The organism is Bradyrhizobium canariense (assembly GCF_900105125.1).
GTDB lineage: Bacteria > Pseudomonadota > Alphaproteobacteria > Rhizobiales > Xanthobacteraceae > Bradyrhizobium > Bradyrhizobium canariense_A.
In genome coordinates this window covers 6,884,918-6,910,222 of record NZ_LT629750.1, presented here as the reverse complement: position 1 = coordinate 6,910,222, position 25,305 = coordinate 6,884,918, and the positions used below count along the sequence as shown (strand labels likewise).

General features: G+C 62.2%; 22 protein-coding genes. 8 read left to right on the top strand and 14 right to left on the bottom strand.

The features are described 5' to 3' along the window. Positions 1-587 precede the first annotated feature (587 nt). Positions 588-1,406, top strand: a complete 819-nt coding sequence (locus BLV09_RS32630; protein ID WP_146690336.1) for a hypothetical protein — start codon at positions 588-590, stop codon at positions 1,404-1,406. Positions 1,407-1,954: 548 nt separating this feature from the next. Then, the gene (locus tag BLV09_RS32625; RefSeq protein ID WP_146690335.1) at positions 1,955-3,949 is read left to right on the top strand and encodes a hypothetical protein; all 1,995 of its coding nucleotides are present in this window, start codon (positions 1,955-1,957) and stop codon (positions 3,947-3,949) included. A 186-nt stretch (positions 3,950-4,135) separates the two neighbouring features. Here the strand turns inward: BLV09_RS32625 and BLV09_RS32620 are convergent, their stop codons facing one another. Both BLV09_RS32620 and BLV09_RS32615 read right to left on the bottom strand, forming a co-directional pair. Then, a complete protein-coding gene (locus BLV09_RS32620; protein WP_167558961.1) occupies positions 4,136-4,897 on the bottom strand; it encodes a S1 family peptidase in 762 nt (253 codons plus the stop codon). A gap of 185 nt (positions 4,898-5,082) precedes the next feature. Further along, positions 5,083-5,538: a DUF2846 domain-containing protein gene (locus tag BLV09_RS32615; protein ID WP_167558960.1), complete on the bottom strand. Its 456-nt coding sequence runs from the start codon at positions 5,536-5,538 to the stop codon at positions 5,083-5,085. A 314-nt stretch (positions 5,539-5,852) separates the two neighbouring features. On the opposite strand from BLV09_RS32615, the gene BLV09_RS32610 reads away from it, so the two are divergent. Together BLV09_RS32610 and BLV09_RS32605 are read left to right on the top strand one after the other, a co-directional pair. Next, positions 5,853-7,127, top strand: a complete 1,275-nt coding sequence (locus BLV09_RS32610) for an acyl-CoA dehydrogenase family protein (protein ID WP_146690332.1) — start codon at positions 5,853-5,855, stop codon at positions 7,125-7,127. A gap of 370 nt (positions 7,128-7,497) precedes the next feature. Then, a complete protein-coding gene (locus BLV09_RS32605) occupies positions 7,498-8,115 on the top strand; it encodes a flavin reductase family protein (protein ID WP_146690331.1) in 618 nt (205 codons plus the stop codon). 406 nt (positions 8,116-8,521) lie between these two features. Here the strand turns inward: BLV09_RS32605 and BLV09_RS32600 are convergent, their stop codons facing one another. From BLV09_RS32600 to BLV09_RS32575, 6 genes are all read right to left on the bottom strand, one after another. Next, a complete protein-coding gene (locus BLV09_RS32600; RefSeq protein WP_100386304.1) occupies positions 8,522-8,710 on the bottom strand; it encodes a hypothetical protein in 189 nt (62 codons plus the stop codon). Between the two features lie 82 nt (positions 8,711-8,792). After that, positions 8,793-9,656: an alpha/beta fold hydrolase gene (locus BLV09_RS32595; protein ID WP_167558959.1), complete on the bottom strand. Its 864-nt coding sequence runs from the start codon at positions 9,654-9,656 to the stop codon at positions 8,793-8,795. A gap of 20 nt (positions 9,657-9,676) precedes the next feature. After that, entirely contained in the window at positions 9,677-10,561 is an 885-nt protein-coding gene (gene yghU / locus BLV09_RS32590; RefSeq protein ID WP_146690329.1) for a glutathione-dependent disulfide-bond oxidoreductase, read from the bottom strand. A 143-nt stretch (positions 10,562-10,704) separates the two neighbouring features. Then, complete coding sequence (locus BLV09_RS32585) at positions 10,705-12,948, bottom strand: xanthine dehydrogenase family protein molybdopterin-binding subunit (protein WP_146690328.1); 2,244 nt, start codon at positions 12,946-12,948, stop codon at positions 10,705-10,707. Then, positions 12,945-13,427 carry a (2Fe-2S)-binding protein gene (locus BLV09_RS32580; RefSeq protein ID WP_100386300.1) on the bottom strand — a complete coding sequence of 161 codons (483 nt, stop codon included), beginning with the start codon at positions 13,425-13,427 and terminating at the stop codon, positions 12,945-12,947. Before BLV09_RS32580 ends, BLV09_RS32585 begins: the two co-directional genes overlap by 4 nt. 1 nt (position 13,428) lies before the next feature. Continuing rightward, on the bottom strand, positions 13,429-14,298 hold the full coding sequence (locus BLV09_RS32575) for an FAD binding domain-containing protein (RefSeq protein ID WP_146690327.1): 870 nt from the start codon (positions 14,296-14,298) through the stop codon (positions 13,429-13,431). A 272-nt stretch (positions 14,299-14,570) separates the two neighbouring features. On the opposite strand from BLV09_RS32575, the gene BLV09_RS32570 reads away from it, so the two are divergent. The 4 genes from BLV09_RS32570 (at position 14,571) to BLV09_RS32555 (ending at position 19,229) form a co-directional block, all read left to right on the top strand. Next, positions 14,571-15,902, top strand: a complete 1,332-nt coding sequence (locus tag BLV09_RS32570; protein WP_146690326.1) for a lytic murein transglycosylase — start codon at positions 14,571-14,573, stop codon at positions 15,900-15,902. 203 nt (positions 15,903-16,105) lie between these two features. Further along, positions 16,106-16,609 (top strand): DUF1993 domain-containing protein, encoded by a 504-nt coding sequence (locus BLV09_RS32565; protein ID WP_146690325.1) that lies wholly within the window; start codon positions 16,106-16,108, stop codon positions 16,607-16,609. Between the two features lie 423 nt (positions 16,610-17,032). Next, entirely contained in the window at positions 17,033-18,136 is a 1,104-nt protein-coding gene (locus BLV09_RS32560) for an alkene reductase (RefSeq protein ID WP_146690324.1), read from the top strand. 280 nt (positions 18,137-18,416) lie between these two features. Next, on the top strand, positions 18,417-19,229 hold the full coding sequence (locus BLV09_RS32555) for a tetratricopeptide repeat protein (RefSeq protein ID WP_146690323.1): 813 nt from the start codon (positions 18,417-18,419) through the stop codon (positions 19,227-19,229). Here the strand turns inward: BLV09_RS32555 and BLV09_RS32550 are convergent. From BLV09_RS32550 to BLV09_RS32525, 6 genes are all read right to left on the bottom strand, one after another. Further along, positions 19,215-19,931, bottom strand: a complete 717-nt coding sequence (locus BLV09_RS32550; protein WP_146690322.1) for a hypothetical protein — start codon at positions 19,929-19,931, stop codon at positions 19,215-19,217. The genes BLV09_RS32555 and BLV09_RS32550 overlap by 15 nt on opposite strands. 193 nt (positions 19,932-20,124) lie before the next feature. Further along, entirely contained in the window at positions 20,125-21,864 is a 1,740-nt protein-coding gene (locus BLV09_RS32545) for an ABC transporter substrate-binding protein (RefSeq protein ID WP_433994455.1), read from the bottom strand. Positions 21,865-21,993: 129 nt separating this feature from the next. Continuing rightward, positions 21,994-22,320: a DUF2160 domain-containing protein gene (locus BLV09_RS32540; RefSeq protein ID WP_100386292.1), complete on the bottom strand. Its 327-nt coding sequence runs from the start codon at positions 22,318-22,320 to the stop codon at positions 21,994-21,996. A 184-nt stretch (positions 22,321-22,504) separates the two neighbouring features. Further along, a complete protein-coding gene (locus tag BLV09_RS32535) occupies positions 22,505-23,311 on the bottom strand; it encodes a carbohydrate ABC transporter permease (protein WP_146690321.1) in 807 nt (268 codons plus the stop codon). Next, positions 23,311-24,213 (bottom strand): carbohydrate ABC transporter permease, encoded by a 903-nt coding sequence (locus BLV09_RS32530; protein ID WP_100386290.1) that lies wholly within the window; start codon positions 24,211-24,213, stop codon positions 23,311-23,313. Before BLV09_RS32530 ends, BLV09_RS32535 begins: the two co-directional genes overlap by 1 nt. Then, on the bottom strand, positions 24,213-25,298 hold the full coding sequence (locus tag BLV09_RS32525; protein WP_100386289.1) for an ABC transporter ATP-binding protein: 1,086 nt from the start codon (positions 25,296-25,298) through the stop codon (positions 24,213-24,215). Before BLV09_RS32525 ends, BLV09_RS32530 begins: the two co-directional genes overlap by 1 nt. Between the last annotated feature and the right edge of the window lie 7 nt (positions 25,299-25,305).

Below are 25,305 nucleotides of genomic sequence, written 5' to 3'. Positions count from 1 at the left end.
CAGGACCACACGGCTTCACCGTCCGCAACCCGTCTTCGCCAAGAGGCTTCGCCGGGTTTTGGGCCCGCACGACAACTTCAGCAAAGACGGAAACAGCGCCGTTCGTCTGCGCACCCTGATCGCTCACGAACTCCAAATGAAGCCGCCCTGCGAGTTCAGTCGCGCGCCCGACGCTGCCGCGTCCACCGCATCCCGTGCCCAACGTCCGTGACGATCGCGATACGCCCCTCTTGTGGGGACGGGATGTGTCCGCCCTATTCCTGTTTCTACCGGCCGGTCAAGCGTCCGGGTCCGGATTCGGACGCATCCGCCTTGCGCGACCGCCCTGAAAACGAGATCGGCATCGATGAAGCGGCGGCGTGACCGGGCGGTCCTTCACGCCCAATTCCCTGGCCTTGCCGGCTGGGCTTTGCGCTGCGCTGCAGCCAACGGGTTTCGTTAAGTTAATTCCAGCATAACGGCCGGGAGACGGTTGGCGGCGGGGGATTAACGGCGCCGCAACACCGGTCGCTTATTGTACGGGCACTCGTCCGCAGAAAACCACGATCTGTCTTTCGCGGCCGACGACCGGATAGCAGGGGATCATCATGCGCGTCGCATTGGCCTTTTCAACGATCATCGTTCTCGCGCTCGGCTGCACGGCCGCCGGCGCCGGATCGCGCGTGCTCCAGATCGACCCCTCCGACAGCGCCGCAGCGCCGTCGGTACCGCCCGGTTTCGACACCTATCGCGGCTACACCTTCGACCTGTCGGAATACGCGGGGCGCAAGGATTACGATGCGCTCAAGGACAATCTCGAGCACCAGCTCGATATGGTCGAAAGCGCGGGATTTAGCCCGAGCGTGCTGAAATTCTTTCATTCCGTGCCGCTGGTCGCGAGCGAGATGACCTGCATGGAAATCGGCGCCGGCGCCGCATGTTACGGCGCCGTCGTGCCCGACCGGACCCGCCGTGGCTCACGCGGGCTCACGACCTGGGATCACGACAAGCAGCAATGGACCAACCCTGATATGGTCGAGCTGGCCGCCGATGCCGGAACCGGCGTCATCATGCTGAGCCCGAACATGACGCGCTATGCACCGGAACCGATCCTGCTGCACGAGTTTCTCCACGCCTATCATGCCAAGCTGATGCCGAACGGCTTCGACAATCTGGGCATCAAGGGGTTCTACGCCTACGCCAAGTCAAAGGATCTGCTTCCCAAGGACACCTACGCGCTGACCAACCACAAGGAGTTCTTTGCCGTGACCGCCAGCATTTTCCTGGCCGGCCAAGACTCGGTGCACGATCCCAAGACGCGCGAGAACCTGAAGGAAAAGATGCCCGACTATTACAAGTACCTGGTCGAGCTGTTCGGATTTGACCCGGGCGCACCGGCGGTCACGCCGGTCGCCTCCGCCAACTGAGGCGGTCCCGGCTCCAGGCCGGGACGACGCGAACGGGCTTGTTCTTCGCTTAAACTTTCAAGGTACCGACTTATCCGTCATTGCGAGCGAAGCGAAGCAATCCAGAATCCCGCATCCGACTCTGGATTGCTTCGTCGCTTTGCTCCTCGCAATGACGCAAGACAAGCGTCCGCCTTCCGCGGCGCGATACGCTCCCTCTCTCGTAGCCGTCATTCCGGGATGGTCCGCAGGACCAGACCTCAGATGTGCAATTGCACATCGGGGAATCCTTGGATTCCGGGTTCGATGCGGAGCCTGTCATCGGGCCGCGCGCCCGCGCGGACCCGGTGGCATCGCCCCGGAATGACGGGTGCGCAGCGAAATCTCCGCAAATAAGGCTGGACAGCCTACATCAGCGGCCACGGAACTCCCCGCAGGGCCGCAAAATCGCCGTCAAAATGCTGGCTGATCTCTCCTAATTCGCTATCGTGCCGGTTCCCGTCATTCGGCATCCCGTCATTTGGCCCCCGGGCCGAAACGTTCGAAGACGCCCCAGGAAGGTCGCTCACATGCGTCTTGCGCGCTGGTCTGCTGTTGCGACGGCATTGCTGCTTTTATCGATCATGGAGTCGCCGGCCCAGGCGGCCGGCAACTGCGGCGATGCCGCAGAACTCACCGTGGTGCCGTCGCCGCTCGCGCCATGGAAGGGCGCGCCGCTGCGTGTCATGGTCGTCAGCGAAAAGCCGCTTCAAGGCACGTTTTCACTGATCGCGCCGGATGGCAGCGTGGCGGCCAAATCGGCCGGCCGGCTCGGCGGCGGGCCTTATTCCTGGTTCGCCGAAGTTGCCGAGCCCGCCGCAGGCACCTGGCACGCAACGCTGGCGCTCGACCGTGCGACCGCGGACTGCAGCGCGATCACCCGCGACATCGCCGTGAGCGCGCGAAAACCTGATCCGCTGCCGACGCCGCCGGGAAGTATCTGGAAGGTGCGCGCCACCTGGAACAGCACGACCGAAGCTTTGTTTTCGGCGTGGATCGAAAAACTGTTCGACGCGCCGCCGGAGCAGGATCTGAACTGGAAGGTGTGGCATGAAGTGCTGCGCGACAAGTCGCGCAATTTCCTGTTCAACTATCTCGGCCGCGGCGAAGACAATGTGCAGACCGGCCTGCGCCCCGACTGCGCCGACTTCGTCTACTTTCTGCGCGCCTATTTCGCCTTCAAGATGGGGCTGCCGTTCGGCTATTCGAATTGCTCGCGCGGCACCGGCGGCAAGCCGCCGAAATGCTACCAGTGGTTCGACATCGAGCATCCCGAGGTCACGCGTCCGCCGCCGCCGCCCGAACAGGACGTCATCGCATCGGCAGACCCCACCGCCGCCGCGCCTCCTCCGGCGCCGGCGCCGGGCCTGCTGCGATTGCTCGGCCGGCAGCAGCCGCCGCCCGATCCGGTCGCGACGGCAGCGGCACCCATCCTTGCGCCTGCGCCCCCGCCGAAGCCGAAGCGCCCGAGCAATTTCGGCGAGTATCTGCGCGACGTCGGCGACGTCGTCCACACCGGCGCCGTGCGCGTGGCGGGGAGCGACGACAACACCGATTTTTACACCATCCCGCTGACGCAAAAGGCGCTGCGCCCGGGGACTGTCTATGCCGACCCCTATGGCCACGTGCTGATGCTGGTGCATCGCGTGCCGGAAGTGAACGGCATGCCGGGCGTGTTTCTCGCCGTCGATGCCGAACCGGACGGATCGATCACGCGCAAGCGTTTCTGGCGCGGCAATTTCCTGTTCGTGCACGATCCCGCGCTCGGCAGCCCCGGCTTCAAGCATTTCCGCCCGATCGTGAGCGACAGCGGCCGGCTGCGGCGGCTAAGCAACGCCGAGATCGGCAAGAATCCGCAATACGCTGACTTCTCGCTCGATCAGTCGAAACTGAGCGCCGAGGATTTTTACGACCGCATGGACGACGTGATGTCGCCCGAGCCGCTTGATCCGGTGAAGGCGATGACCGACGCCATCACCAGCCTCGACGAGCAGGTGAAGACGCGCGTCACCTCGGTCGAAAACGGACGAAAATATCAGCAGAAGCAGGCTGGCGACACCGCGATGCCGAACGGCCCTTCGATCTTCGAGACCACCGGCGCCTGGGAAGACTATTCCACGCCGGCGCGCGATTTCCGCCTGCTGATCGCGATCGATGTGGTGCGGGGCTATCCCGATCATGTCGCGCGGCGGGCGGACCGCTACGCGATGGCGGGCAAGGGCATCGAGGACGTGAAGCGCCAGTTGCAGGGCGTGCTCGCTTCCGAGCTGACCTCGCGCAAGATAACCTATACGCGCAGCGACGGCTCGCCATGGACGCTGTCGCTCAAGGACGTCATCGATCGCGCGGCGGATTTCGAGATGGCCTACAACCCGAACGACTGCGTCGAACTGAGGTGGGGCGCCCCCGAGAACAGCGAGGAAGCCTCAACCTGCAAGCGGCGCGCGCCGGCGGCGCAGCGCGCCAAGATGTCGTCGGACTACCGCATCTGGTTCCGCGAGCGCCACTGGCCGACGCACGCGTAAGCGCGTTGCGGGAAGGCTGATGACCGTTTGCCGGGAGCGGACGGCTTCAACTGTCGACGAGAAGCACCGTTCGTCTGCACGGCGCTCGATCGCTCAGCAAGTAGCCCGCATGAGCGCCGCGATATGCAGTGATCGAATAAAAACATAAAATCCCGGATACCGCTCCGCTCATCCGAGCTACGCTTGCTATCGGGCCGTGATCTGACCACGCGTAGCCAGTTCTCGCAAGCTTACTCTAGGTCCTTCATCGATGTCATCAGAGATGCGCTCAGGAATTTCGAGTTCGAGAAGCGCGGAGCTTGGCGTAACAAACGCGATATCAGTCGCACCATCGTAGCTGCAAGATGCGACCCCAAAAACTTCGCCCTTGAGATTGAAGACCGGCCCCCCGCTCGATCCTCCGTGCAGATTAATGCTTGTTTGGTAATAGGGCGGCTTTAACTTCGCCGAGGGGCCACGGCCGGAAAAATATTCCTGAAGTACGCCGTTATAGAAATCGGGCTGAAGTTGCACAGATTGGCCAGTCGATTCATCTCCGATCACTTGATGAAGAGGATACGACCATGTGCTAATTGGAGATTCAATGTCGGGGGTGACACTCGTTAAACAAAGAACTTTCGCTCGATAGACTAAGCAAGTTTCTTCATCGACGAACTCGTATCGAGGAATTCCGAATGCCACGTCGGCCGATTCATGAATGAAAAATTTCCAGATTGGAAGAAATCTCGTTCGACCGTTTGACAAAGTATGCGCAATTCCGACTGAGTCCGGTGTCACCGACAGAAGCTCCTGCGCCTCCAGCGCGACATGTGCGGCGGTTGCAAAGCCGCCTCGAGGCTGAAGATAGAAGCCGGTGCCAAGGAGAGAAAGTGATGTAGGAGTCGGCCGCTTAAGAATGGCGAAGGTTGCGAGGCGGCCGTCAGCTAAATCATGATCGGCCGTACCCATTCTCCATGTTCCGGGAGAAGCCGTACCTGGCAGTGGGGGCAAAGACGATGCGGTCATGATATCGAAATCTATCCGTGCCTTTACCCTGACGCCAGTTTTGTTATTCCCGTAATCCGCCTCGTTATAGTCGCTGAAGGGCGGATTACGCTTCACTAATCCGCCCGACGGCACCAAGCGCGCTTAGCTCATGGCGCTTTCAGCCGTTCAATTTCCGCGGCGCCGGTTGCGGGGTCGAGGCTGAAAAAGGCTGCTCCTGAAAAGCCGACCGATAGCGGGGACTCAGGCCGCATCTGTTCTCCCTTGCCGCCTGAAAGACTGTGAACCGCGAAATCAGTTCCGATAGCGCCCGACATCGGGGACCCGATATTGAAGTAATATTCCCTGCCCGCTTCGACCTGTACATCGGTATCGAATGCTGCCAAGGACATCGCGTTCTTGACAGAAAGCTTATAAGACCCCGGCGGACGATCGACAAAGAAGTAGGAGCCGTTGGTTACCGATCCGACGACTTTGCCGTCGACCTTTATTTCCGCCGCTGCGGCCGTCCCTCCCATCGCGCCGATAATTGCCTTCTCGCGCAGGAAATATAGTCTCGCCAGCCGCGCGTCTCTTTGGCGCGATTGCGATTCGATCGGCGCCATTCCAGCGCATGATGCTAATTGAAACGCGACGCAACACATAACGACCATACGATAAAGCTGTCCCATCCCCACCCCTCAACCTCCGGTGATTCGACGCGACGTTAATTCAGATGAGGATGCGCGGGCAATATCCATCCGTTCATGACGGCGGAATTGCCGTGACGGCCGATTCAATCGGCCGCGCGCTTTGAGCTGAAAGGCCCTCGCCTGCTTGTGCAGCGCCCGCGCCCCCGTCTACAGTGCCGGCAACGAGAACAGCGATCGTCCCTGCCCATCACAGCAGGAAACGATCCGCGAGCATGGGAGAACTGCACATGAAACACGCCTACGTGCCCCGCACGACGACCTATAACCTCAATCCCGGCGAAGAGCTCAACGACCTCAGGATGTCGGATCAGGTCCGGCCGCTGTATGAGCACGTCAAGAAATTCATCCGGGAAACGGTCGATCCGATGTCGGTGGAGTTTTACCGGCTCGGCGAGAACAAGACCGACCGCTGGAGCTTTACGCAAGGCCAGCTCGACGTGCTGGGCAAGGCCAAGGCAAAGGCCAAGGAAGAAGGGCTGTGGAATTTCTTCCTGCCCGACGCCGAGACCGGCGAGGGCCTGAAGAATCTGGACTACGCCTATATCGCGGTCGAGCTCGCGAAAAATCCGCTGGCCTCGGAAACCATGAACTGCTCGGCGCCGGATACCGGCAACATGGAGGTGCTGGAGCGCGTCGGCACCAAGGCGCAGAAGGAGAAGTGGCTGAAGCCGCTGCTATCAGGCGAAATCCGTTCCGCCTACGCCATGACCGAACCCAATGTCGCCTCGTCCGACGCCAAGAACATCTCGACGACGGCCAAACTCGACGGCGACGAATGGGTGATCAACGGCGAGAAATACTACATCTCCGGGCTCGGCGATCCCCGCTGCAAGATCATGATCGTGATGGTGAAGACCAATCCGGACGCGCCGCCGAGCAAGCAGCAGTCGCAGATCCTGGTGCCCAAGGACACGCCCGGCGTCGAGATCCTCGGGCCGATGCATGTGTTCGGGCACGACCATGCGCCGCGCGGGCACATGCATCTGCGCTTCAACAATGTGAGGGTGCCGAAGGAGAACATCCTGCTCGGCGAAGGCCGCGGCTTCGAGATCTCGCAGGTGCGGCTCGGGCCGGGCCGCATCCATCACTGCATGCGCACGATCGGCAAGGCGGAAAAGGCGCTCGATTTGATGGTGTCGCGCGGCCTGACGCGGCAGGCGTTCGGCAACAAGATCGCCCATCTCGGCGGCAATTTGCAGATCATCGCGCAGGCGCGCTGCGAGATCGAGGCGATGCGGCTGATGGTGCTGAAAGCTGCGAAAGCGATGGACGTGCTCGGCAACAAGGAAGCGCGGATCTGGGTCAGCATGGTCAAGGCCATGGTGCCCGAGCGCACCTGCAAGATCATCGACCAGGCGATCCAGATGCACGGCGCCACCGGCATTTCGCAATGGACCCCGCTCGCCGAAATGTACCAGGACGTGCGGCATCTGCGCTTTGCCGACGGACCGGATGAGGTGCACTGGATGGTGGTCGGGCGGCACGAATTAAGCATGCCGTAAGCGCAGAATTGTAGGGTGGGCAAAGGCGCGCTGCGCCGTGCCCACCTTCAAGACCTGCGTACTGAATGGTGGGCACGCGGAGTTTATCATCGGGCGCGCATTTGCGCGACCCGGTGGCTTTGCCCACCCTACGGGACCGAGCATGCCGTAGGGGCGCGATCCTTTAAAAGCGCAAGCGGCCGTCATTGCTGGGGAGCGTTCGCGACGAAGCAATCCAGTCTTTTTGCGGCTCTGGATTGCTTCGCTCACGCTCGCCATGACGGCGCTGCTATTCTATCAATGTTGTCCCGGCGAACGCCGGGACGACGATAACCTATTGCGTTCGAAGCTTAAGCCAGGACGCACAAATGTTGCCGCCCGGAGTTATCATATGGAATACGCCCCTCACGATCTCGCCCCTCGCGAGCGCTACAAATTGCTGGCCGGATTCGTGCTGCCGCGGCCGATCGCCTGGGTGACGACGCTCGGCCCCACCGGTGTCGTCAACGCCGCACCCTTCAGCTTCTTCAACGTGCTGTGCGAGGATCCGCCGCTCTGCATCTTCGCCGCCAGCCTGCGTCCCGACGGCCGCGTCAAGGACACCGTGGTCAACATCGAGCGCACCGGCGAGTTCGTGGTCAACATGACCGATGAACCGCTGGCGCGGGCGATGCACGATTCCAGCGGCGACTTTCCGCCCGAGGTCGGCGAGCCCGGCTATCTCGGGCTCAAGCTCGCGCCCTCGTCCAAAGTCGCGGTGCCGCGCCTGGCGGATGCGCCATGGGCGCTGGAATGCAAGACCTGGAAGACGATCGACGTCAACAGCGACCGGCTATTGATCATGGGCGAAGGCATCAATTTCTATATCCGCGACGAATTGTGGGACACGAGTTCGATGCGCGTGCACATGGAGAAGTATCACCCGGTCGGCCGCATGTTCGCCGATCGCTACTGCCGCACCGACGACCGCATCGTATTTCCGCCGGCCGAAGGCGCGCCCGCGAGATAGCCTGGCTTGCGGGGCAGCGCACCGCGGCTTCATCCTTCGAGACGCGGCCAAGTGGCCGCTCCTCAGGATGACGTTGACCCTGCGAGGCCAGGTTTCTACGGCTGCGCCGGCCTGCCAAGCCGCGGCGGCGGTTTTTTCTGCCGCACTGGGGGACCCAGTGGCAGCGCGCGCTTTGAAACGACTTTTTTCGGCGCCGGCGAGGTGAACCGGGCAGCCCATCGCTGCTCGAAGCGTCTTTGAAGATCGAGAGGGATATTGCTCACGATGGAACTCCCGTTCCAGATCGCCACCATCCCTGCAACACGCGGCTCGGGTTTAAGATCCAAGTTCACGGCAACGTGCTCACAAGGCAATTGCCGATCTCGCGCGGCCTCTCACTGCAGGTCTGTTTTAGCGCAGGTCTGTTTCAGTGGACCCACTGGCTCAAACCGGCCACGGTCGAGGTGAAGGGGACCAGCAGCGCACAGGCGGCGCCGACCACCAGCATGCCCGACGCGATGGCCAGGACGAGGTCGATCGACCTTGAATGGTCGCCGCCGCTAATCAGGTCGAAGTGCCTGGCGCGGCTTTGGTCCCGATATGTATGAAGGCGCATGACAGCACTCCCCGTGCGTGTTCGCGATCAACCAATCCGCGATTGCCAATCCGGTTCCCCGCCATTCGCCAATATCGCTGTGTTACGTCGACGCAGGCCGGTGCGCGCGCAGGAAGGAATGGATCTGGCGCACCGCCAGCGGAATCCGCTCCTTGGGCTCCTTCCACGGGAACATGCTGACTTCGGCCTTTGGCGCCAGCATCGCGGCCTCCATCGCCACCGCATAGGGATGGGCCGGGACATCGTCGGGGAGGATCAGCACCGGCGTCTCGCAGTTGCGCACGAAATCGCGCGTCACGGTGAAGACGAAGTCGGGATCGGTGCGGTACATCCGGGTCAGGAACTTGTCGACCGTCTCCATCGTCAGGTCCGGCCGGCGTTTGACCAGCTCCGGCCCCCAGTTTTTCATATTGCCGTCGTAGAAGAAGTCGCGCAGTTCCGGACGCGATCCGCTGGGCTGCGCCAGCACGGCGGCGACGACACGGTCCGGCGCCCGCTTCAGGAGATTCCAGATGAACGGGCCGCCGATGCAGAAGCCCAGCACCATGAACTTGTCGATGCCGAGATGGTCCATCAGGCCGAGGTGGTCGTCGGTATAGGAGTCCCAGGGGCGCTCGATCTCGAGCGGGCCCGAGGACTGGCCGGCATTGGCGTTGCGCAGGTCGGCGGCGATGCAGCGGTACTTGCCCTTGAACTCCGCGATCGGGTCAAACGGCGAAATCGTGCTGGTGAAGCCTGATATCGTCGAGTTCAATCCGCCGCCGGCGATCAGCAGCAGCGGGAAGCCGGAACCGGCCTCCTCGAAATGGATGCGGACGTTGCCTTTTTCGTAAGTGCCCATGGTCGTTGCTCCCTGCCCGGCCTGTTGCGCAAACACGCGCGGCGCCGCAGCCATGGCGGTAGCGGCAGCGCCTGTTGTCAGTATGGTGCGCCTGATCGAATCCATCATCGGCGACCTGTTTTCGTTTATGAGGGCGCGGTGGCGGCCTCTCCGATCTTGTCCTGCGTTCTGGTTTCGAAATCGCCGGCGTCGTGGCGCTCATGCAGCTGGCTCGATGGATCGCCCCAGGTGCGGTTGACCATGCGCCCGCGCTGCACCGGCGGACGCTTGGCGATCGCCGCGGTCCAGCGCTGCAGGTTCTTGTAGTCCTGCACCGAGAGAAATTCGCCCGCGCCGTACAGCAGGCCCTGAGCCAGGCCGCCATACCAGGGAAACACCGCGATATCGGCGATCGTGTACTGGTCGCCGGCGAGATATTCGTTGTCGGCAAGGCGGCGGTCGAGCACGTCGAGCTGCCGCTTGGTCTCCATCGCGAAGCGGTCGATGGCGTATTCGATCTTGGTCGGCGCATAGGCATAGAAATGGCCGAACCCGCCGCCGAGATAGGGCGCGCTGCCCATCTGCCAGAACAGCCACGACAGGCATTCGGCGCGGCCGGCGGCGTCGGTGGGCAGGAAGGCGCCGAATTTTTCCGCCAGATGCAGCAGGATCGAGCCGGATTCGAACAGCCGGATCGGCTTCGGGCCGCTGCGGTCCATCAGCGCCGGGATTTTCGAGTTCGGATTGACCGCGACGAAACCAGAACCGAATTGCTCGCCGTCGATCTTGATCAGCCAGGCGTCATATTCCGCGCCGCGATGGCCCGCCGCCAGCAGCTCTTCCAGCATGATCGTGACCTTCTGGCCGTTCGGTGTCGCCAGCGAATAAAGCTGCAGCGGATGGCGGCCGACCGGCAGCTCCTTGTCATGCGTCGATCCCGCGATCGGGCGGTTGATGCTGGCGAACCGGCCGCCGCTCTCCTTGTTCCAGGTCCAGACTTTCGGCGGCGTGTAGGTGGATTCGTCGGTCATTCGTTGTAGCTCCAGACGCCCGAGGTGCTCATTGACGGTACGGATTAATCCAGCGGGCCCGCGCCAGGCACGGACCGATGGCGGCCCCAATGGAGCCGCGGCTGTGTTATCGTTGATTGGCGATTATGCTTTGCTGCGGAACATCACTCCGTCGCTTCCAGCCCCGCCAATACCTTCGGCGGCGACATCGGCAAACTATAGAAGCGCTTTCCGAGCGCGTCGTGGACGGCGTTGGCGACCGCGGCCATCACAGGCACCAGCGGCACTTCGCCGACGCCCTTGACGCCTTGCGGATGCTTCGGGTTCGGCACCTCGACCATCACAGTGTCGAGCATCGGCAGATCGGAACAGACCGGCATGCGATAGTCGAGGAAGCCGGGATTATCGACCTTGCCGTCGCGGTTGTAGATGTATTCCTCGTTGAGCGCCCAGCCGATGCCTTGCGCGACACCGCCCTGCATCTGGCCCTCGACATAGCTCGGATGCACGGCGCGGCCGACGTCCTGTACTGCCGTGTATCTGATGACGCGCACGATGCCGAGTTCGACATCCACCTCGACGTCGCAGATATGCGTGCCGAAACCGCCTTCCGCGCCTTCGGTGTTGAGCTGCACGCCGGCGCCGATCGGCCCGCCCATCTGCGGGGCTTTTGCAGCAAGCTCCGCCAATGTCAGCGGTTCGAACTGGCCGGCGTTGGGGCTCGCCGGATGCGCCGCGCCGTTTTCCCATTTCACCGCGTCGGGATCGATCTCCCAGATCTTGGCGGCGCGCTCGCGCAGCGTGGCGATGACCTTGTCGGTCGATTGCGTCACCACCATCGCGGAAGCAAACAGCACGCGGCTGCCGCCGGTCAGATTCGAAAAGCCGATCGTCGCGGTGTCGCCGATGAGAACCGAGATACGGCGGTAGTCGATGCCGAGCAGCTCGGCGCAGATATTGGCGATCGCCGCGCGCGAGCCGCCGATATCGGGATGGCCCGTGGTGACGACGACGTTGCCGTCCTCGGTGATGTTGACCTGCGCGCTCGATTCACCGCCGGCGTTGAACCAGAAGCCGCTGGCGACGCCCCTGCCCTGCAACCTGCCGAGCGGCGCCTTGTAATGCGGATGCGCTTTCGCGGCCTCCAGCGTCTCGATGTAACCGATGCGCGGAAACACCGGACCGTGCGAGGCCTTGGTCCCCTGCTTGGCGGCATTCTTAAGCCGCAGCTCCAGCGGATCCATCTTGAGCGCTTGGGCGAGTTCGTCGAGCACGCATTCCACCGCGTAGGCGCCGATCGGCGCGCCCGGCGCGCGATAGGCCGCAACCTTGGAGCGGTTGGAGAGCACGTCGTAACCGACCGACAGCACGTTCGGGATATCGTAAGGCGAGAAGCTGCAGCCGACCGCACCGCGGATCGGCGAGCCCGGCAGCGCACCGGCCTGCAGATAGAAGGTGCCTTGGGCTGCGACGATCGTGCCGTCCTTCTTCGCGCCGATCTTGACCGTGCTCTTCGAGCCGGAGGTGGGCCCGGTCGCCCGCATCACTTCCTCGCGGGTCATCACCATCTTCACCGGACGGCCGGATTTCTTAGCGAGCAACGTCGCCAGCGGCTCGAGGTAGACGATGGTCTTGCCGCCAAAGCCGCCGCCGATTTCGGCGGGAATGGCGCGGATGTCGCTCTGCGGAATCCCGCTCAGATGCGCGGTCATCGCGCGCACCATGAACTGGCCCTGGCTCGAGCTCCAGATCGTGGTCTTGTTGTCGGCGCCGACGCTGACGAGACAGGCGTGCGGCTCGATATAGCCCTGATGCACCGGGCGCGTGGTGAAGCTGCGCTCGACGACGATTTCAGCCTCCTGGAATCCCTGCGCGACGTCGCCCTTCTTGATCTCGAGCCGGCCTGCGATGTTCGACGGCTTGCCTTCGAACTTGTTGAACTCGTGCAGGATGGGCGCGTCGGGCTTGATCGCATCGTCGATCTCGATCGACCACGGCAGCACCTCGTAATCGACCTCGATCAGTTCGCAGGCCTTCGCCGCAATCGCCTCCGTGGTAGCGGCGACAGCAGCGACCGGGTGGCCGGGGAACAGCGCTTTCTCGCGCGCCATCACGTTGCGGCACATCCAGCGCATGTCCTGGATACCGAGCATGACCGACTTGTCGATCGGGAAATCGACCACGTCGCGCGCAGTGACCACGGCCTTGACGCCCGGCAGCGCCTCGGCCTTCGAGGTGTCGATCGATTTGATGCGCGCATGCGGATGCGGGCTGCGCTTGACCTTGCCCCAGATCATGCCGGGCATGGTGGTATCGGCGGCAAAGGCCGCGCGGCCCGTGACCTTGTCGACGCCGTCAGGTCTGATCGTCCGCTGGCCGATCCACTTGTTGTTGGTGATGACATTCATTGTGCTGCCTCCCGCATTTCAGCGGCGGTCTCCAGAACCGCGCGCACGATCTTGTCGTAGCCGGTGCACCGGCAGAGATTGCCGGCGAGCCAGAAGCGGACTTCTTCCTCGCTCGGCCGCGGATTCTTCTGCAGCAACGCATCGGAAGCGACCAGCATGCCTGACGTGCAGATGCCACATTGCAGTGCCGCCATTTCCAGAAACTTCTGCTGTAATGGATGCAGCCTGTCGCCCTTGGCCATGCCTTCGATGGTGCGCAACTCATGGCCTTCGGCTTCGGCTGCGAGCATCAGACAGGAACAGACGAGGCGATCATCCAGCGTGATGCTGCACGCGCCGCAATCACCGGACGCGCAGCCTTCCTTCGAGCCGGTCAGGCCAAGCGGCCCGCGCAGCGCATCCAGCATGGTGTCGTTCGGCTCGCACAGAAACTCCATCGGCTCGCCGTTGACGGTGGTGGAGACATGCAATTTCGCCATGTCAATTCCTCCCCGCGCGCTTCGCCGCGATCGCCACCGTGCGCCTCAAGAGCACGCCGGCGACTTTGGTGCGATAGGCGATGGTGCCGCGCTTGTCGTCGATCGGACGGCAGGCGGCGGAGCACGCGGCCGCGGCCGTGTTGAGCGCGGCATCGTCGAGATGGCTGCCGATCAACGCTTTCGCCGCAGCCTCGACCAGCAGCACAGTCGGCGCCACCGCGCCGAGGCCGACGCGCGCCGCAGTGCAGACGCCGTCCTTCATAGTCAGACTAACGCCACAGCCAACCACGGCGATGTCCATTTCGGTGCGCGGGATCATGCGCAAATAAGCGTCGCTCGAGCCCCTCGGCCGCGGCGGCAATGTAAAACCGACCAGGATCTCGCCGGGCAACAGATTGGTGCGGCCCGGACCCGCCGGCACTTGTTCCACCGGCATCTGGCGACGGCCGTTTGGCCCCTGCAGCGTGACAATGGCGCCGGCCGCGACCATGGCGGGCACGCTATCGCCGGCCGGCGAGCCGTTGCAGAGATTGCCGCCTGCGGAGGCGCGGCCCTGAACCTGGGTGGAACCGATGAGATTCACCGCCTCCAGCACGCCGGGCCAGACCTTGCCGAAGCGCGGATGTTCTGAAAGCACCGCGCCCGGGACGGCGGCGCCAATGCGAAAACCGCCATCGGCGGTTTGTTCGATCGCCGTCATTTCGGCGATCTTCTTGATGTCGACGATCACGCCGGGCTTCACGGCGCCGGAGCGCATCTGCACCAGAAGATCGGTGCCGCCAGCCAGGATCCGCGCGGCATTTCCGGCAGCGGCAAATACGCCGATCGCTTCATCAAGCGTGTTCGGCGCCAGGTATCTGAGTTCAGTCATGGTTGTTTCGCCATCTCCCTCGTCTGCTCATCCCATATGGACGGTGGCCTTATTTCGGGCCTGCAGACGCGGAAGCCTACACGGGCAAGGCCGATTGCAACAGCCTCCGGGGTCCGATGCAAATGGCATGCTCCCATGCGCCGAGCGCGCTGGCATTGTGTGATGGCCCGGCAGATCGGGGCGTTTTACCGCTTTGGCCGGGCATGACGCCGGGACTTCAATAATGCTACGACGGGGTATCTTCCGAGAATCTGTACCCCGTCGGTAACCGCATGCGAACGTGTTCAACGAAACGGCTTTTCCTTGATTTTTTCCCTCACATCTTCGTTGGCGCGATTTTGTCGGCGATCTTGTGCGGGCCACAGCCAGCATCGGCGCAACCGGCGCCGGTCCCGCGCCCTACAGCCCCTTCCCCGCGCGCAGCGTCCTGCCATAATGGCGAAAATTTCGACCGCTTTCTTGGCGAACTGAAACAGCAGGCCGTCGCGGCCGGTGTCTCGCAGCGCACGGTCGCCGAGGCCTCGCCGTATCTGGTCTACGACCAGGGCATCGTCAACCGCGACCGCGGCCAGCGCGTGTTCGGACAGATCTTCACCGAATTTGCCGGCCGCATGGCCGCCCCTTATCGATTGCAGCAGGGCCAGGCGAGGATCAAAACCTATGCTGCAGCGTTCGCGCGCGCCGAAAAGGAGTACGGCGTGCCGCCGGCGGTGATATCAGCGTTCTGGGGCCTGGAGAGCGACTTCGGCGCCAACATGGGCAATCTGCCGACGCTGCGCTCGCTGGTGTCGCTAGCCTATGACTGCCGCCGCTCCGAGATGTTTCAGGGCGAAACCATTGCCGCGCTGAAGATCATCGGTCGCGGCGATCTCACGCCGCCCGAAATGGTGGGATCGTGGGCCGGCGAACTCGGACAGACGCAATTTCTGCCGACGCATTATTTCAGCTACGCCGTCGATTATGACGGCGACGGACGCCGCAATCTCCTGCGCAGCGCGCCCGACGTGATCGGCTCGACCGCGAACTACATCGCCAACGGCTTGAAATGGCGGCGCGGCGAGCCGTGGCTGGAAGAAATTCGCGTGCCGCCAAACTTACCCTGGGATCAGGCGGATCTGACGATCCAACTGCCGCGTTCGAAATGGGCGCAGCTCGGCGTCACCTATCCCGATGGCCGCGCATTGTCGAACGATGACATGCCGACGTCGGTGCTGTTGCCGATGGGGCGGATGGGACCGGCGTTTTTGGCCTATGCCAATTTCGCTGCCTATACCGAGTGGAATAACTCGCTGATCTATTCGACCACCGCGGGCTATCTCGCGAGCCGCATTGCGGGTGCGCCGCCGATGCGGCGTCCATCGGGCCCAGTCGCGCAATTGCCGTTCAGTGAAGTCAGGGAATTGCAGCAGCTCCTGGTGCGCGCGGGTTTCAATGTCGGCAAGGTCGATGGCGTGCTGGGCCAGCAAAGCCGCACCGCCATCAAGGCGATGCAGATCAAATACGGCCTGCCCGCCGATTCCTGGCCGACAGCCGAACTGGTGGCGCGGATGCGCGGCGGCCCACGCGCGCAGCCCGCGGCCACGGCATTGCCGGCAGCGCGCTGACACATGACGGGCATCACCTCTCCCCGCCTGCTGGGAGAGGGAGAAGAGGTGTTATCGCCGCGGCGCTTCACCTGATCCGGTCGCGCCGTGGAATATTCGACTAAGACCGCGCGCAGAAAGAGTTGTATTTCACCCCTCGCCGCACCACTTCGAGTAGCGCCTGTCTTCACCGGCGATATTCCACAACACGAAATGAGCATCACATGTCGTTTTATGACGCCACCGTTCCGGCCTTCCTGCAAATCCTCGGCAGCCTTTCGGGCATCCTCACCAAGGCCGAGGCGCACTGCAAGGCGAAGAATATCCAGCCCGAAGTGCTGCTCGGCGCGCGGCTGTATCCGGACATGCTGCCGCTCAGCCGCCAGATTCAGCTGGTGTGCGATTTCGCCGCCAAGGGCTGTGCGCGCCTGACCGGCAGCGAGGTGCCTTCCACGCCGGACACTGAGAAAAGCTTTGAAGAACTCAGGCAACGGCTGGCCAAGACCATCGATTATGTGAAGACGTTCAAGCCCGCGCAGTTCGACGGCGCCGATAGCCGCGATGTCACCTTTCCCACCGGCCCCGACAAAACCATGACACTCAAGGGCCAGCAATTCCTGAGCAACGTCGCCTTCCCGAATTTCTATTTCCACGCCGCGACCGCGCACGGCATTTTGCGCCATAACGGCGTGGAAATCGGCAAGCGCGATTTTCTCGGCGTGAGCTAATTATCACTCCGGGCAGCCCGCAGGCAGGGCTGAACCTCGGATGTGCAATTGCACATCCAAGGGCGCGAAGCGCGAGGCCGGACCGCGCTTCTTTCGTCATTCCGGGGCGCGAGTGAAACGAGCGAACCTCAGATGTGCAATTGCACATCGGGGAATCTCGAGATTCCGGGTTCGACACTTTCGTGTCGCCCCGGAATGACGCCATCCCCCTTCGCATCGGTCCGATCCAGCGCTCGCAGCACGATGAGAGATCGTTTATGCTGCGTCTTGCCTGATTTCGGATAAATCATGCTTCTCGATGCCGATCCCATGGCAAGCGTCGGGCGCGGCTCATTTGCAGCCCCGGAATGGCTTGCGGCATTGCAGCGAAGCCTGGGAATGCCCACCTCCTCCTGACCTGCAATTTTCCTGGAACATCAAAAAATGAGCACGCCGACCAAACTTTTCGACACCTACAAGCTTGGGCCTCTTACACTCCCCAATCGACTTGTGATGGCGCCCCTGACCCGCAACCGCGCACTGGCGGGGCTGGTGCCCAATCCGTTAGCCGTCGAATATTACGGCCAGCGCGCTTCCGCAGGCCTTTTGATCTCCGAAGCGAGCCAGGTCTCGCAACAGGGCCAGGGATATCAGGACACCCCCGGCATCTACTCGAAAGAACAAGTCGCCGGCTGGCGCAAGGTCACGGACCGCGTACATGCGCGCGGCGGACGCATCTTTCTTCAGGCCTGGCATGTCGGCCGCGTCTCGCACACCTCGCTGCAGCCCAATAACGGCGCGCCGGTTGCGCCCTCGGCGATCCGCGCCAACGGCAAGACCTTCGTCAACAACACCTTCACCGAAATCTCCGAGCCGCGTGCGCTGACGCTGGAAGAAGTCCCCGGCATTATCGAGAGCTTCAAGCGCGGCGCGGCGAATGCCATCGAAGCCGGCTTCGACGGTGTCGAGGTTCATGGCGCCAATGGTTACCTGCTCGACCAGTTCGCCAAGGACGGCACCAACAAGCGCACCGACGCTTACGGCGGATCGATCGAGAACCGCGCCAAGCTGATGCTGGAAGTCTCAAAGGTGGTGGCTGCGGAAATCGGGCCGGAGCGAACCGGCATTCGCATCTCGCCGGTGACGCCGGCGAATGATATTTCCGACAGCAATCCGCAGCCGCTGTTCGACTACATCGTCGATCATCTCAATGCGCTGAAGCTCGTCTACATCCACGTCATCGAGGGCGCGACCGGCGGCCCGCGCGACATCGCGCCGTTCGACTACGGCTCGCTGCGCAAACGTTTCAAGGGAGCCTATATCGCCAACAACGGTTACGACTTCGAATTGGCAACCAAAGTGCTCGCGGCCAATGCGGCCGACCTGATCGCGTTCGGCAAGCCCTACATCGCCAATCCGGATCTGGTCGAGCGTCTGAAGAGCGGCGCGCTGCTCAACACGCCGGATAAGGCCACCTTCTACGGCGGCGGCGCCAAGGGCTACACCGATTATCCGGTGCTGGGCGAGGCGCTGGACGCGGCGCAGTAGAGTGAGAGGCGGCCGCGACGCCTCACCTCTCCCATTGGGAGAGGTCGGCGCGTAGCGCCGGGTGAGGGGTTCCTGACTAACGATAGACCGTACCCCTCTCCCCATCGGAGAGGGAGCCCGCTTTCGCCGAAGTCTGTCTGCGGAATATCTTATTTTTAAAAGGAAAGGCCGGGATCGCTCCCGGCCTTTTTGCGTTCGCGATTGCTTTTTTGCTCAGCCGATCTTTTGCCCTAATGTGCCCGGCGTTCACCTTCGCCGTAAGCAGGCATGATCGAAGCATATGACCCCTGATAACACCGAGGAGATCGTTCGCCGCGCGACGGCGGCCTTTAACGCCGGCCAGCCCGGCGAGGCGCGCAAGCTTTGCGAGAAAGGCTTAAGCCGGCAGCCCGGCGATCCCATGCTGAGCCATCTGCTGGCCGCTGTGCTTTTCTCCACAGGCGAGGTTCAGGCAGCCCGCGCGCATGTCGAGACAAGTCTCGCCAAGCGCCCCGGAAACGCGGCGGCGCATCTGCTCGCGGCCCGCATCGCGCGCGGCGCCAAGGATTATAACGGCGCGCTATCTCATCTGGATCGGGCGATCGAGATTGCGCCGCAACGCGAAGCCTTCCTCGAAAAGGCGCGGACGCTGGACCATGCCGGTCTCAAGCCGCAGGCGCGCGAGGCCTGGCGCGCCATTCTACAAATCATCCCGCAGCACCAGGAGGCCGCGGCGCGGCTCGGGCAGATCGCATACGAAGATGGCGATTATGATGCTGCCGCTCATTTGCTCGAACGTGCGGTCAGTGGCGATGCGCCTGCTTCGGTCTGGTTCGATCTCGGCCTCGTGCGCCAGGATTTGCGTGACCACAACGGCGCCGCCACGGCCTATCGCAAGGCGCTCGAAATCAAACCTGATTATGCCGAAGCCGCGCTCAATCTCGGCGTCGTGCTTCAGGAAACCGGAGACATGGACAATGCGATGCGCGCCTATGCGGAGGCCTATCGGCTGCGCCCTTCGGCATTCGGCACCATCGCGATGGCGCTGACATCGGGCTCTCACGGCCGCCTGTGGCTCGATGAGGCGGCGTTGCGCCGTTCACTCGGCGGTTGAACGGCCGCGTCGCGCGCGGAATCGCTTGCGATAAACGCCGGGGGTAGCCAACACCTCGGCCACGGTCTTCGCGTAGGCCTCCTTGTGACTGTCGTCGAAACTTTCAAACACAAGCTGCGGCGCGGCGCGCGGCACGGCAAAACACTGCGCTACCGGCGTGCCCTTTGGCAGTACGCCGGAAAAGTCCGGTTGCGTCCAGATCGCGGGGAAATTGATTCCGCCGTCATGGAAGCGATCGGCATCCACCAGTCCCGAAATCAAGCGAAACGGCAAATCGTCGCGATTGATGGGATGCGTGGCAAACAGCGACCATTCCGGCTCAAGCTCGATGGTCCAGAAGCTGTTGAACTTAAGCGCGGCCTGCCCTTCCCTTGCGAAAGGCGCATCCGGAAACTGCGCCGGAACGTGAAAGCTGAGGGGCGCACGCGGATGTCCTGCTGTCGATGGCTCCGGAATGTCCCAGTCCCACGAAAACGATCCGCGATCAACGGCGACATCACAGGGCAAAAGAATCATCACGCCATAGGCCATCGCGTCGATGAAGGGCGGGCATTGCTTGACGGTGCGGATTTCGCGGCCGTGGATTTCCGAATGCGCTTTCGTGGGCATGGCGCGGAGCCAGTCGGGCAGCGCGCCGCGCGCCAAAATCGGCCGTGGCAAATGATCCGACAATGCCGGATCGCAGCGGAAGATCATACGCATGGCAAACTCCTGTGCTGATGGCCGATAATATCGTCATTGCGAGCGAAGCGAAGCAATCCAGAGTCGCGCAAACGTCTGGATTGCTTCGTCGCTTCGCTCGCAATGACGCCAGAAGGCCGGGATCGCTCCCGGCCTTCTGTTTTCTTTCTCGCCGCGCCCGGGTCAAGCCCGGCCATGACGATGTTGAGCAGCCTCAGTTCGAGGCGCGCTTGGGCGGAGATGCCGGCCACGACTTGATCAGCGTGTCGTAGTCGATCGTTTCGCCCTGCGGCTTCTCGTTCGCCAGCTTGCGCTGCGGAGCGATGTTGCCGTCCTTGGCCGATTTGGCGAACCAATATTCGGCCGTCTCCTTCTTGTTCAGCTTCGGTCCGCAAGCACCCTGAACGCCGGATTTCTCCAGACGCTCCATCACCGAGTCCTGTGCGGCTGCCAGCGAATCCATCGCCTGCTGCGGCGTCTTCGCACCGGACGACGCATCGCCGATGTTCTGCCACCACAATTGCGCGAGCTTCGGGTAATCCGGCACGTTGTTGCCGGTCGGGGTCCACTGCACGCGCGCCGGCGAGCGGTAGAACTCGATCAAGCCGCCGAGCTTCGGTGCACGCTCGGTGAATGACTTGTCCCAGATGTCGGATTCACGAATGAAGGTGAGACCGACATGGCTCTTCTTCAGGGACACCGTCTTGGAGACGATGAACTGCTGATACAGCCAGGCTGCCTTGCGGCGGTCGAGCGGGGTGGACTTCAGCAGCGTCACCGAACCCACGTCCTGATAGCCGAGCTTCATGCCTTCTTTCCAGTACGCGCCGTGCGGCGACGGAGCCATGCGCCATTTCGGCGTACCGTCAGCATTCATGACCGGCAGACCGGGCTTCACCATGTCGGCGGTGAAGGCGGTGTACCAGAAGATCTGCTGCGCGATATTGCCCTGTGACGGCACCGGTCCCGATTCGGAGAAGGTCATGCCTTGCGCCTGCGGCGGGGCATATTTCTTCATCCAGTCGAGATATTTGACGATCGAATAGACCGCCGCCGGACCGTTGACGTCGCCGCCACGCTCGACGGACGAGCCGACCGGACGACAGCCTTCCATGCGGATGCCCCATTCGTCGACGGGCAGACCGTTCGGGATGCCCTTGTCGCCGTTGCCGGCCATCGACAACCACGCGTCGGTGAAGCGCCATCCGAGCGAGGGGTCCTTCTTGCCGTAGTCCATGTGACCATAGACCCTGACGCCGTTGATTTCCTTGATGTCGTTGGTGAAGAAATCAGCGATGTCTTCATAGGCCGACCAGTTCACGGGAACGCCGAGATCGTAGCCATACTTGGCCTTGAACTTGGCCTTGTATTCCGGATTGCTGAACCAGTCGTAGCGGAACCAATAGAGGTTCGCGAACTGCTGGTCGGGCAACTGGTAGAGATGGCCATTCGGCGCTGTGGTGAACGACTTGCCGATGAAGTCATTCACGTCGAGCCCCGGATTGGTCACGTCCTTGCCTTCGCCGGCCATCCAGTCCGTCAAGTCGACGGCCTGACCGTACCGGAAGTGCGTTCCGATGAAGTCGGAGTCGTTGATCCAGGCGTCGTACACGTTCTTGCCTGACTGCATCTGGGTCTGGATCTTTTCCACGACGTCACCTTCCTGGATGATGTCGTGCTTGACCTTGATGCCCGTGATTTCCTCGAACGCCTTGGCCAGCGTCTTGGATTCATATTCATGCACGGTCAGCGTTTCGGAAACGGCGTTGATCTCCATTCCCTTGAAAGGTGCAGCGGCCTTGATGAACCACTCCATCTCCTTCATCTGGTCTTCCTTGGACAACGTCGAAGGTTGAAACTCCGAGTCGATCCACTTCTTCGCAGCAGCCTCGTCCGCAATCGCAGGCGCGGTGAATGCAGCAGAAGCTGCTGTCAACGCGACCGCACTTGTCATCATCCAAAAGCGGGTCCTGGTCAAAGGACCTTTCCTTCTCTCTAAGTGTCGCATGTTGATTCCTCCGTTGCAGCGACAAACGTACTCAGGCCCGGGTTGATCTCCCGGATCTGCTCTTTTTCACCCGCGTCAGACCGTGCGAAAAATCACCACGGCCGAAACAAGCGAAATCAGGCTAGCGAGCCACAGGCTCGATATTTCAACTCCCTCTCCGATCGGAAGCGTCGCGATCGTGTCGGTGCCGACGAAGCCGATCCACAGCAGATGGATGACGGCAGTCAGGATCAGTGAAATGAACAAACGGTCGCCGCGCGTCGTCGGGATGCGAAGGACGCCGACGCGTTCGGCTTCCGGATAGGCAACGGCGAGCCAGGTCATGACAGCCAGCGTCGTGGCGAGCAGCACGAAGAAGATCGCGGTCGGAAGCGTCCAGGCCATCCATGCGATATTTTCCATGGCTTATTGCTCCCATCCGACCACGAGGGAACTGCCCCCCCTCTCCCATGGGGAGAGGGTTGGGGTGAGGGGGTACGGTCTATCGTAAGGCTGTAACCCCTCACCCGGCGCTACGCGCCGACCTCTCCCAACGGGAGAGGTAAAGCAAGACAATCTGATCCACTTCGATTGAATGATCATCGAACTAAACCCTGCCGAGCGCGAAGCCGCGCGCGATGTAGTTGCGGACGAACCAGATCACCAGCGCGCCGGGGATGATGGTCAAAACGCCGGCCGCGGCCAGCAATCCCCAATCCATGCCGGCGGCCGAGACGGTCCGGGTCATCACTGCCGCGATCGGCTTGGCGTTCACCGATGTCAGCGTGCGCGCCAGCAGCAATTCGACCCAGGAAAACATGAAGCAGAAGAAAGCCGCGACGCCGATGCCGCTCGCGATCAGCGGCACCAGGATCTTGATGAAGAAGCGCGGGAACGAGTAGCCGTCGAGGAAGGCGGTTTCGTCGATCTCGCGCGGCACGCCGGATACGAATCCTTCCAGGATCCACACCGCCAGCGGCACGTTGAAGATGCAATGCGCCAGCGCCACCGCCCACGGCGTATCGAACAGGTTGATCGCCGAATAAAGATTGAAGAACGGCAGCGCGTAGACCGCCGCCGGCGCCATCCGGTTCGACAGCAGCCAGAAGAACAGATGCTTGTCGCCGAGGAAGCGATAGCGCGAAAACGCGTAGGCGGCGGGCAACGCCACCGAAATCGAGATGATGGTATTGATGACGACGTATTTCAGCGAATTGATGTAGCCGGAATACCAGCTCTCGTCGGTGAAGATGCGCAGGTAGTTGGCGATGGTCGGCTGATGCGGCCACAGCGTCATGGTCGAGACGATCTCTTCGTTGGTCTTGAAGCTCATGTTGACGAGCCAGTAGATCGGCAGCAACAGGAAGATCAGGAACAACGCCATGATGACGCGACGCCCGGGAATCGACTGCATCAGGCGACTCCCTTGTTGGGCTGGCGTTCGGCGCCGGCATTGGTCATGATGGTGTAGAACACCCAGCACACGATGATGATGATCAGGTTGTAGACCAGCGACAGCGCGGCGGCCTTGCCGAGATCGAATTGCCCGAGCGCGATCTTGACCAGTTCGATCGAAATGAATGTCGTTGAATTGCCCGGACCGCCGCCGGTCACCACGAACGGCTCGGTGTAGATCATGAAACTGTCCATGAAGCGCAGCAGCACCGCGATCAGCAGCACGCGATGCATCTTCGGAAGCTGGATGGCGGTGAACACCGCCCAGCGCGAGGCGCCGTCGATCTGCGCCGCCTGGTAATAGGCATCGGGAATCGATTTCAGCCCGGCATAGCACAACAGCGCGACGAGACTGGTCCAGTGCCAGACGTCCATGACGATGACGGTGGCCCATGCATCAAATTCGTTCGACACATAATTGTAGTTGATGCCGATGCCGTTCAGCACATAGCCCAGCAGACCGATGTCGGGCCGGCCGAAAATCTGCCAGATGGTGCCGACCACGTTCCATGGAATCAGCAGCGGCAATGCCAGGATCACGAGGCAGGCCGCGACCGTCCAGCCCTGGCGCGGCATCGAGAGCGCGACCAGAATTCCAAGCGGGACCTCGATCGCGAGGATCACGGCCGAGAAGAACAAATTGCGCCACAGCGAGGCAAAAAACCGGCTGCCGAGATCGGTCGATGGATCGAGCAATTCCTTGAACCAGCCGACGCCGTTCCAGAAGAACTGGTTGTTGCCGAAGGTGTCCTGCATCGAATAGTTCACCACCGTCATCAACGGCAGGATGGCCGAGAACGCCACCACCAGAAACACCGGCAGCACCAGGAACCAGGCCTTCTGGTTGACGGTCTTGTCCATTACGCGGCCCCCTCGACCAGTAGACTGTCGGCGTAAACATGCACACGCGACGGGTCGAAGATCAGTCCGGCGACGTCGCCCGGAATCGAAAATCCCGGTGGCACCCGCGCTGCAAATTTGACATCCCCGACGCGAAGGCGCGCGAAGCGAACACGGCCGAGATCGTCGATCCGCTCGACATTCGCCGACATCAGGCCGGGCGCGGGCGGAGCGACGTCGACGAATTCGGGGCGCACGCCGATTTCGATCTTCGCGCCCGCCGGCAGCCGGTCATAGCTGCGATCAAGCGCAATGGCGTGGCCGTCGATCCGGGCTTCGCGGCCGCTGACTTGCGCGGGCACAATGTTCATGCCGGGCGAGCCGATGAAATAGCCGACGAAAGTGTGCGCCGGCTTGTCGAACAGTTCCGCCGGCGTGCCGCTCTGCACCACGCGGCCGTCATGCATCACGACAACGGTATCGGCGAAGGTCAAAGCTTCGGTCTGGTCATGGGTGACATAGATCATCGTCAGATCAAGCTCGCGATGCAGCGCCTTGAGCTTCGATCGCAGCTGCCATTTCAGTTCGGGATCGATTACCGTCAGCGGCTCATCGAACAGGATCGCGGCGACATCGGATCGGACCAGGCCGCGGCCGAGCGAGATCTTCTGCTTGGCATCGGCCGTCAGCCGCATCGCCTTGCGCTTGAGGTAGGGGGCAAGGTCGAGCAAATGCGCGATCTCGGCGACCCGCGCGTCGATCTCTGCTTTGGGCAGACCGCGATTCTTCAGCGGAAATGCCAGATTTTGCCCGACCGTCATGGTGTCGTAGATCACCGGGAACTGAAACACCTGCGCGATATTGCGCTTCTGGGTTGACAGCGGTGTGATATCGACGCCGTCGAACAGGATCTGGCCGCGCGACGGTGTCACGATTCCCGAAATGAGATTGAGAAGCGTGGTCTTGCCGCAGCCGGACGGCCCGAGCAGCGCATAGGCGCCGCCCTGTCGCCAGGTCATCGAGATCGGCTTCAATGCAAAGGATTCCGGAGCGGCGTCATTGCCGCTGTAGGAATGCGCGAGATCGACGAGGTCAATGCGGGCCATGCTGCAT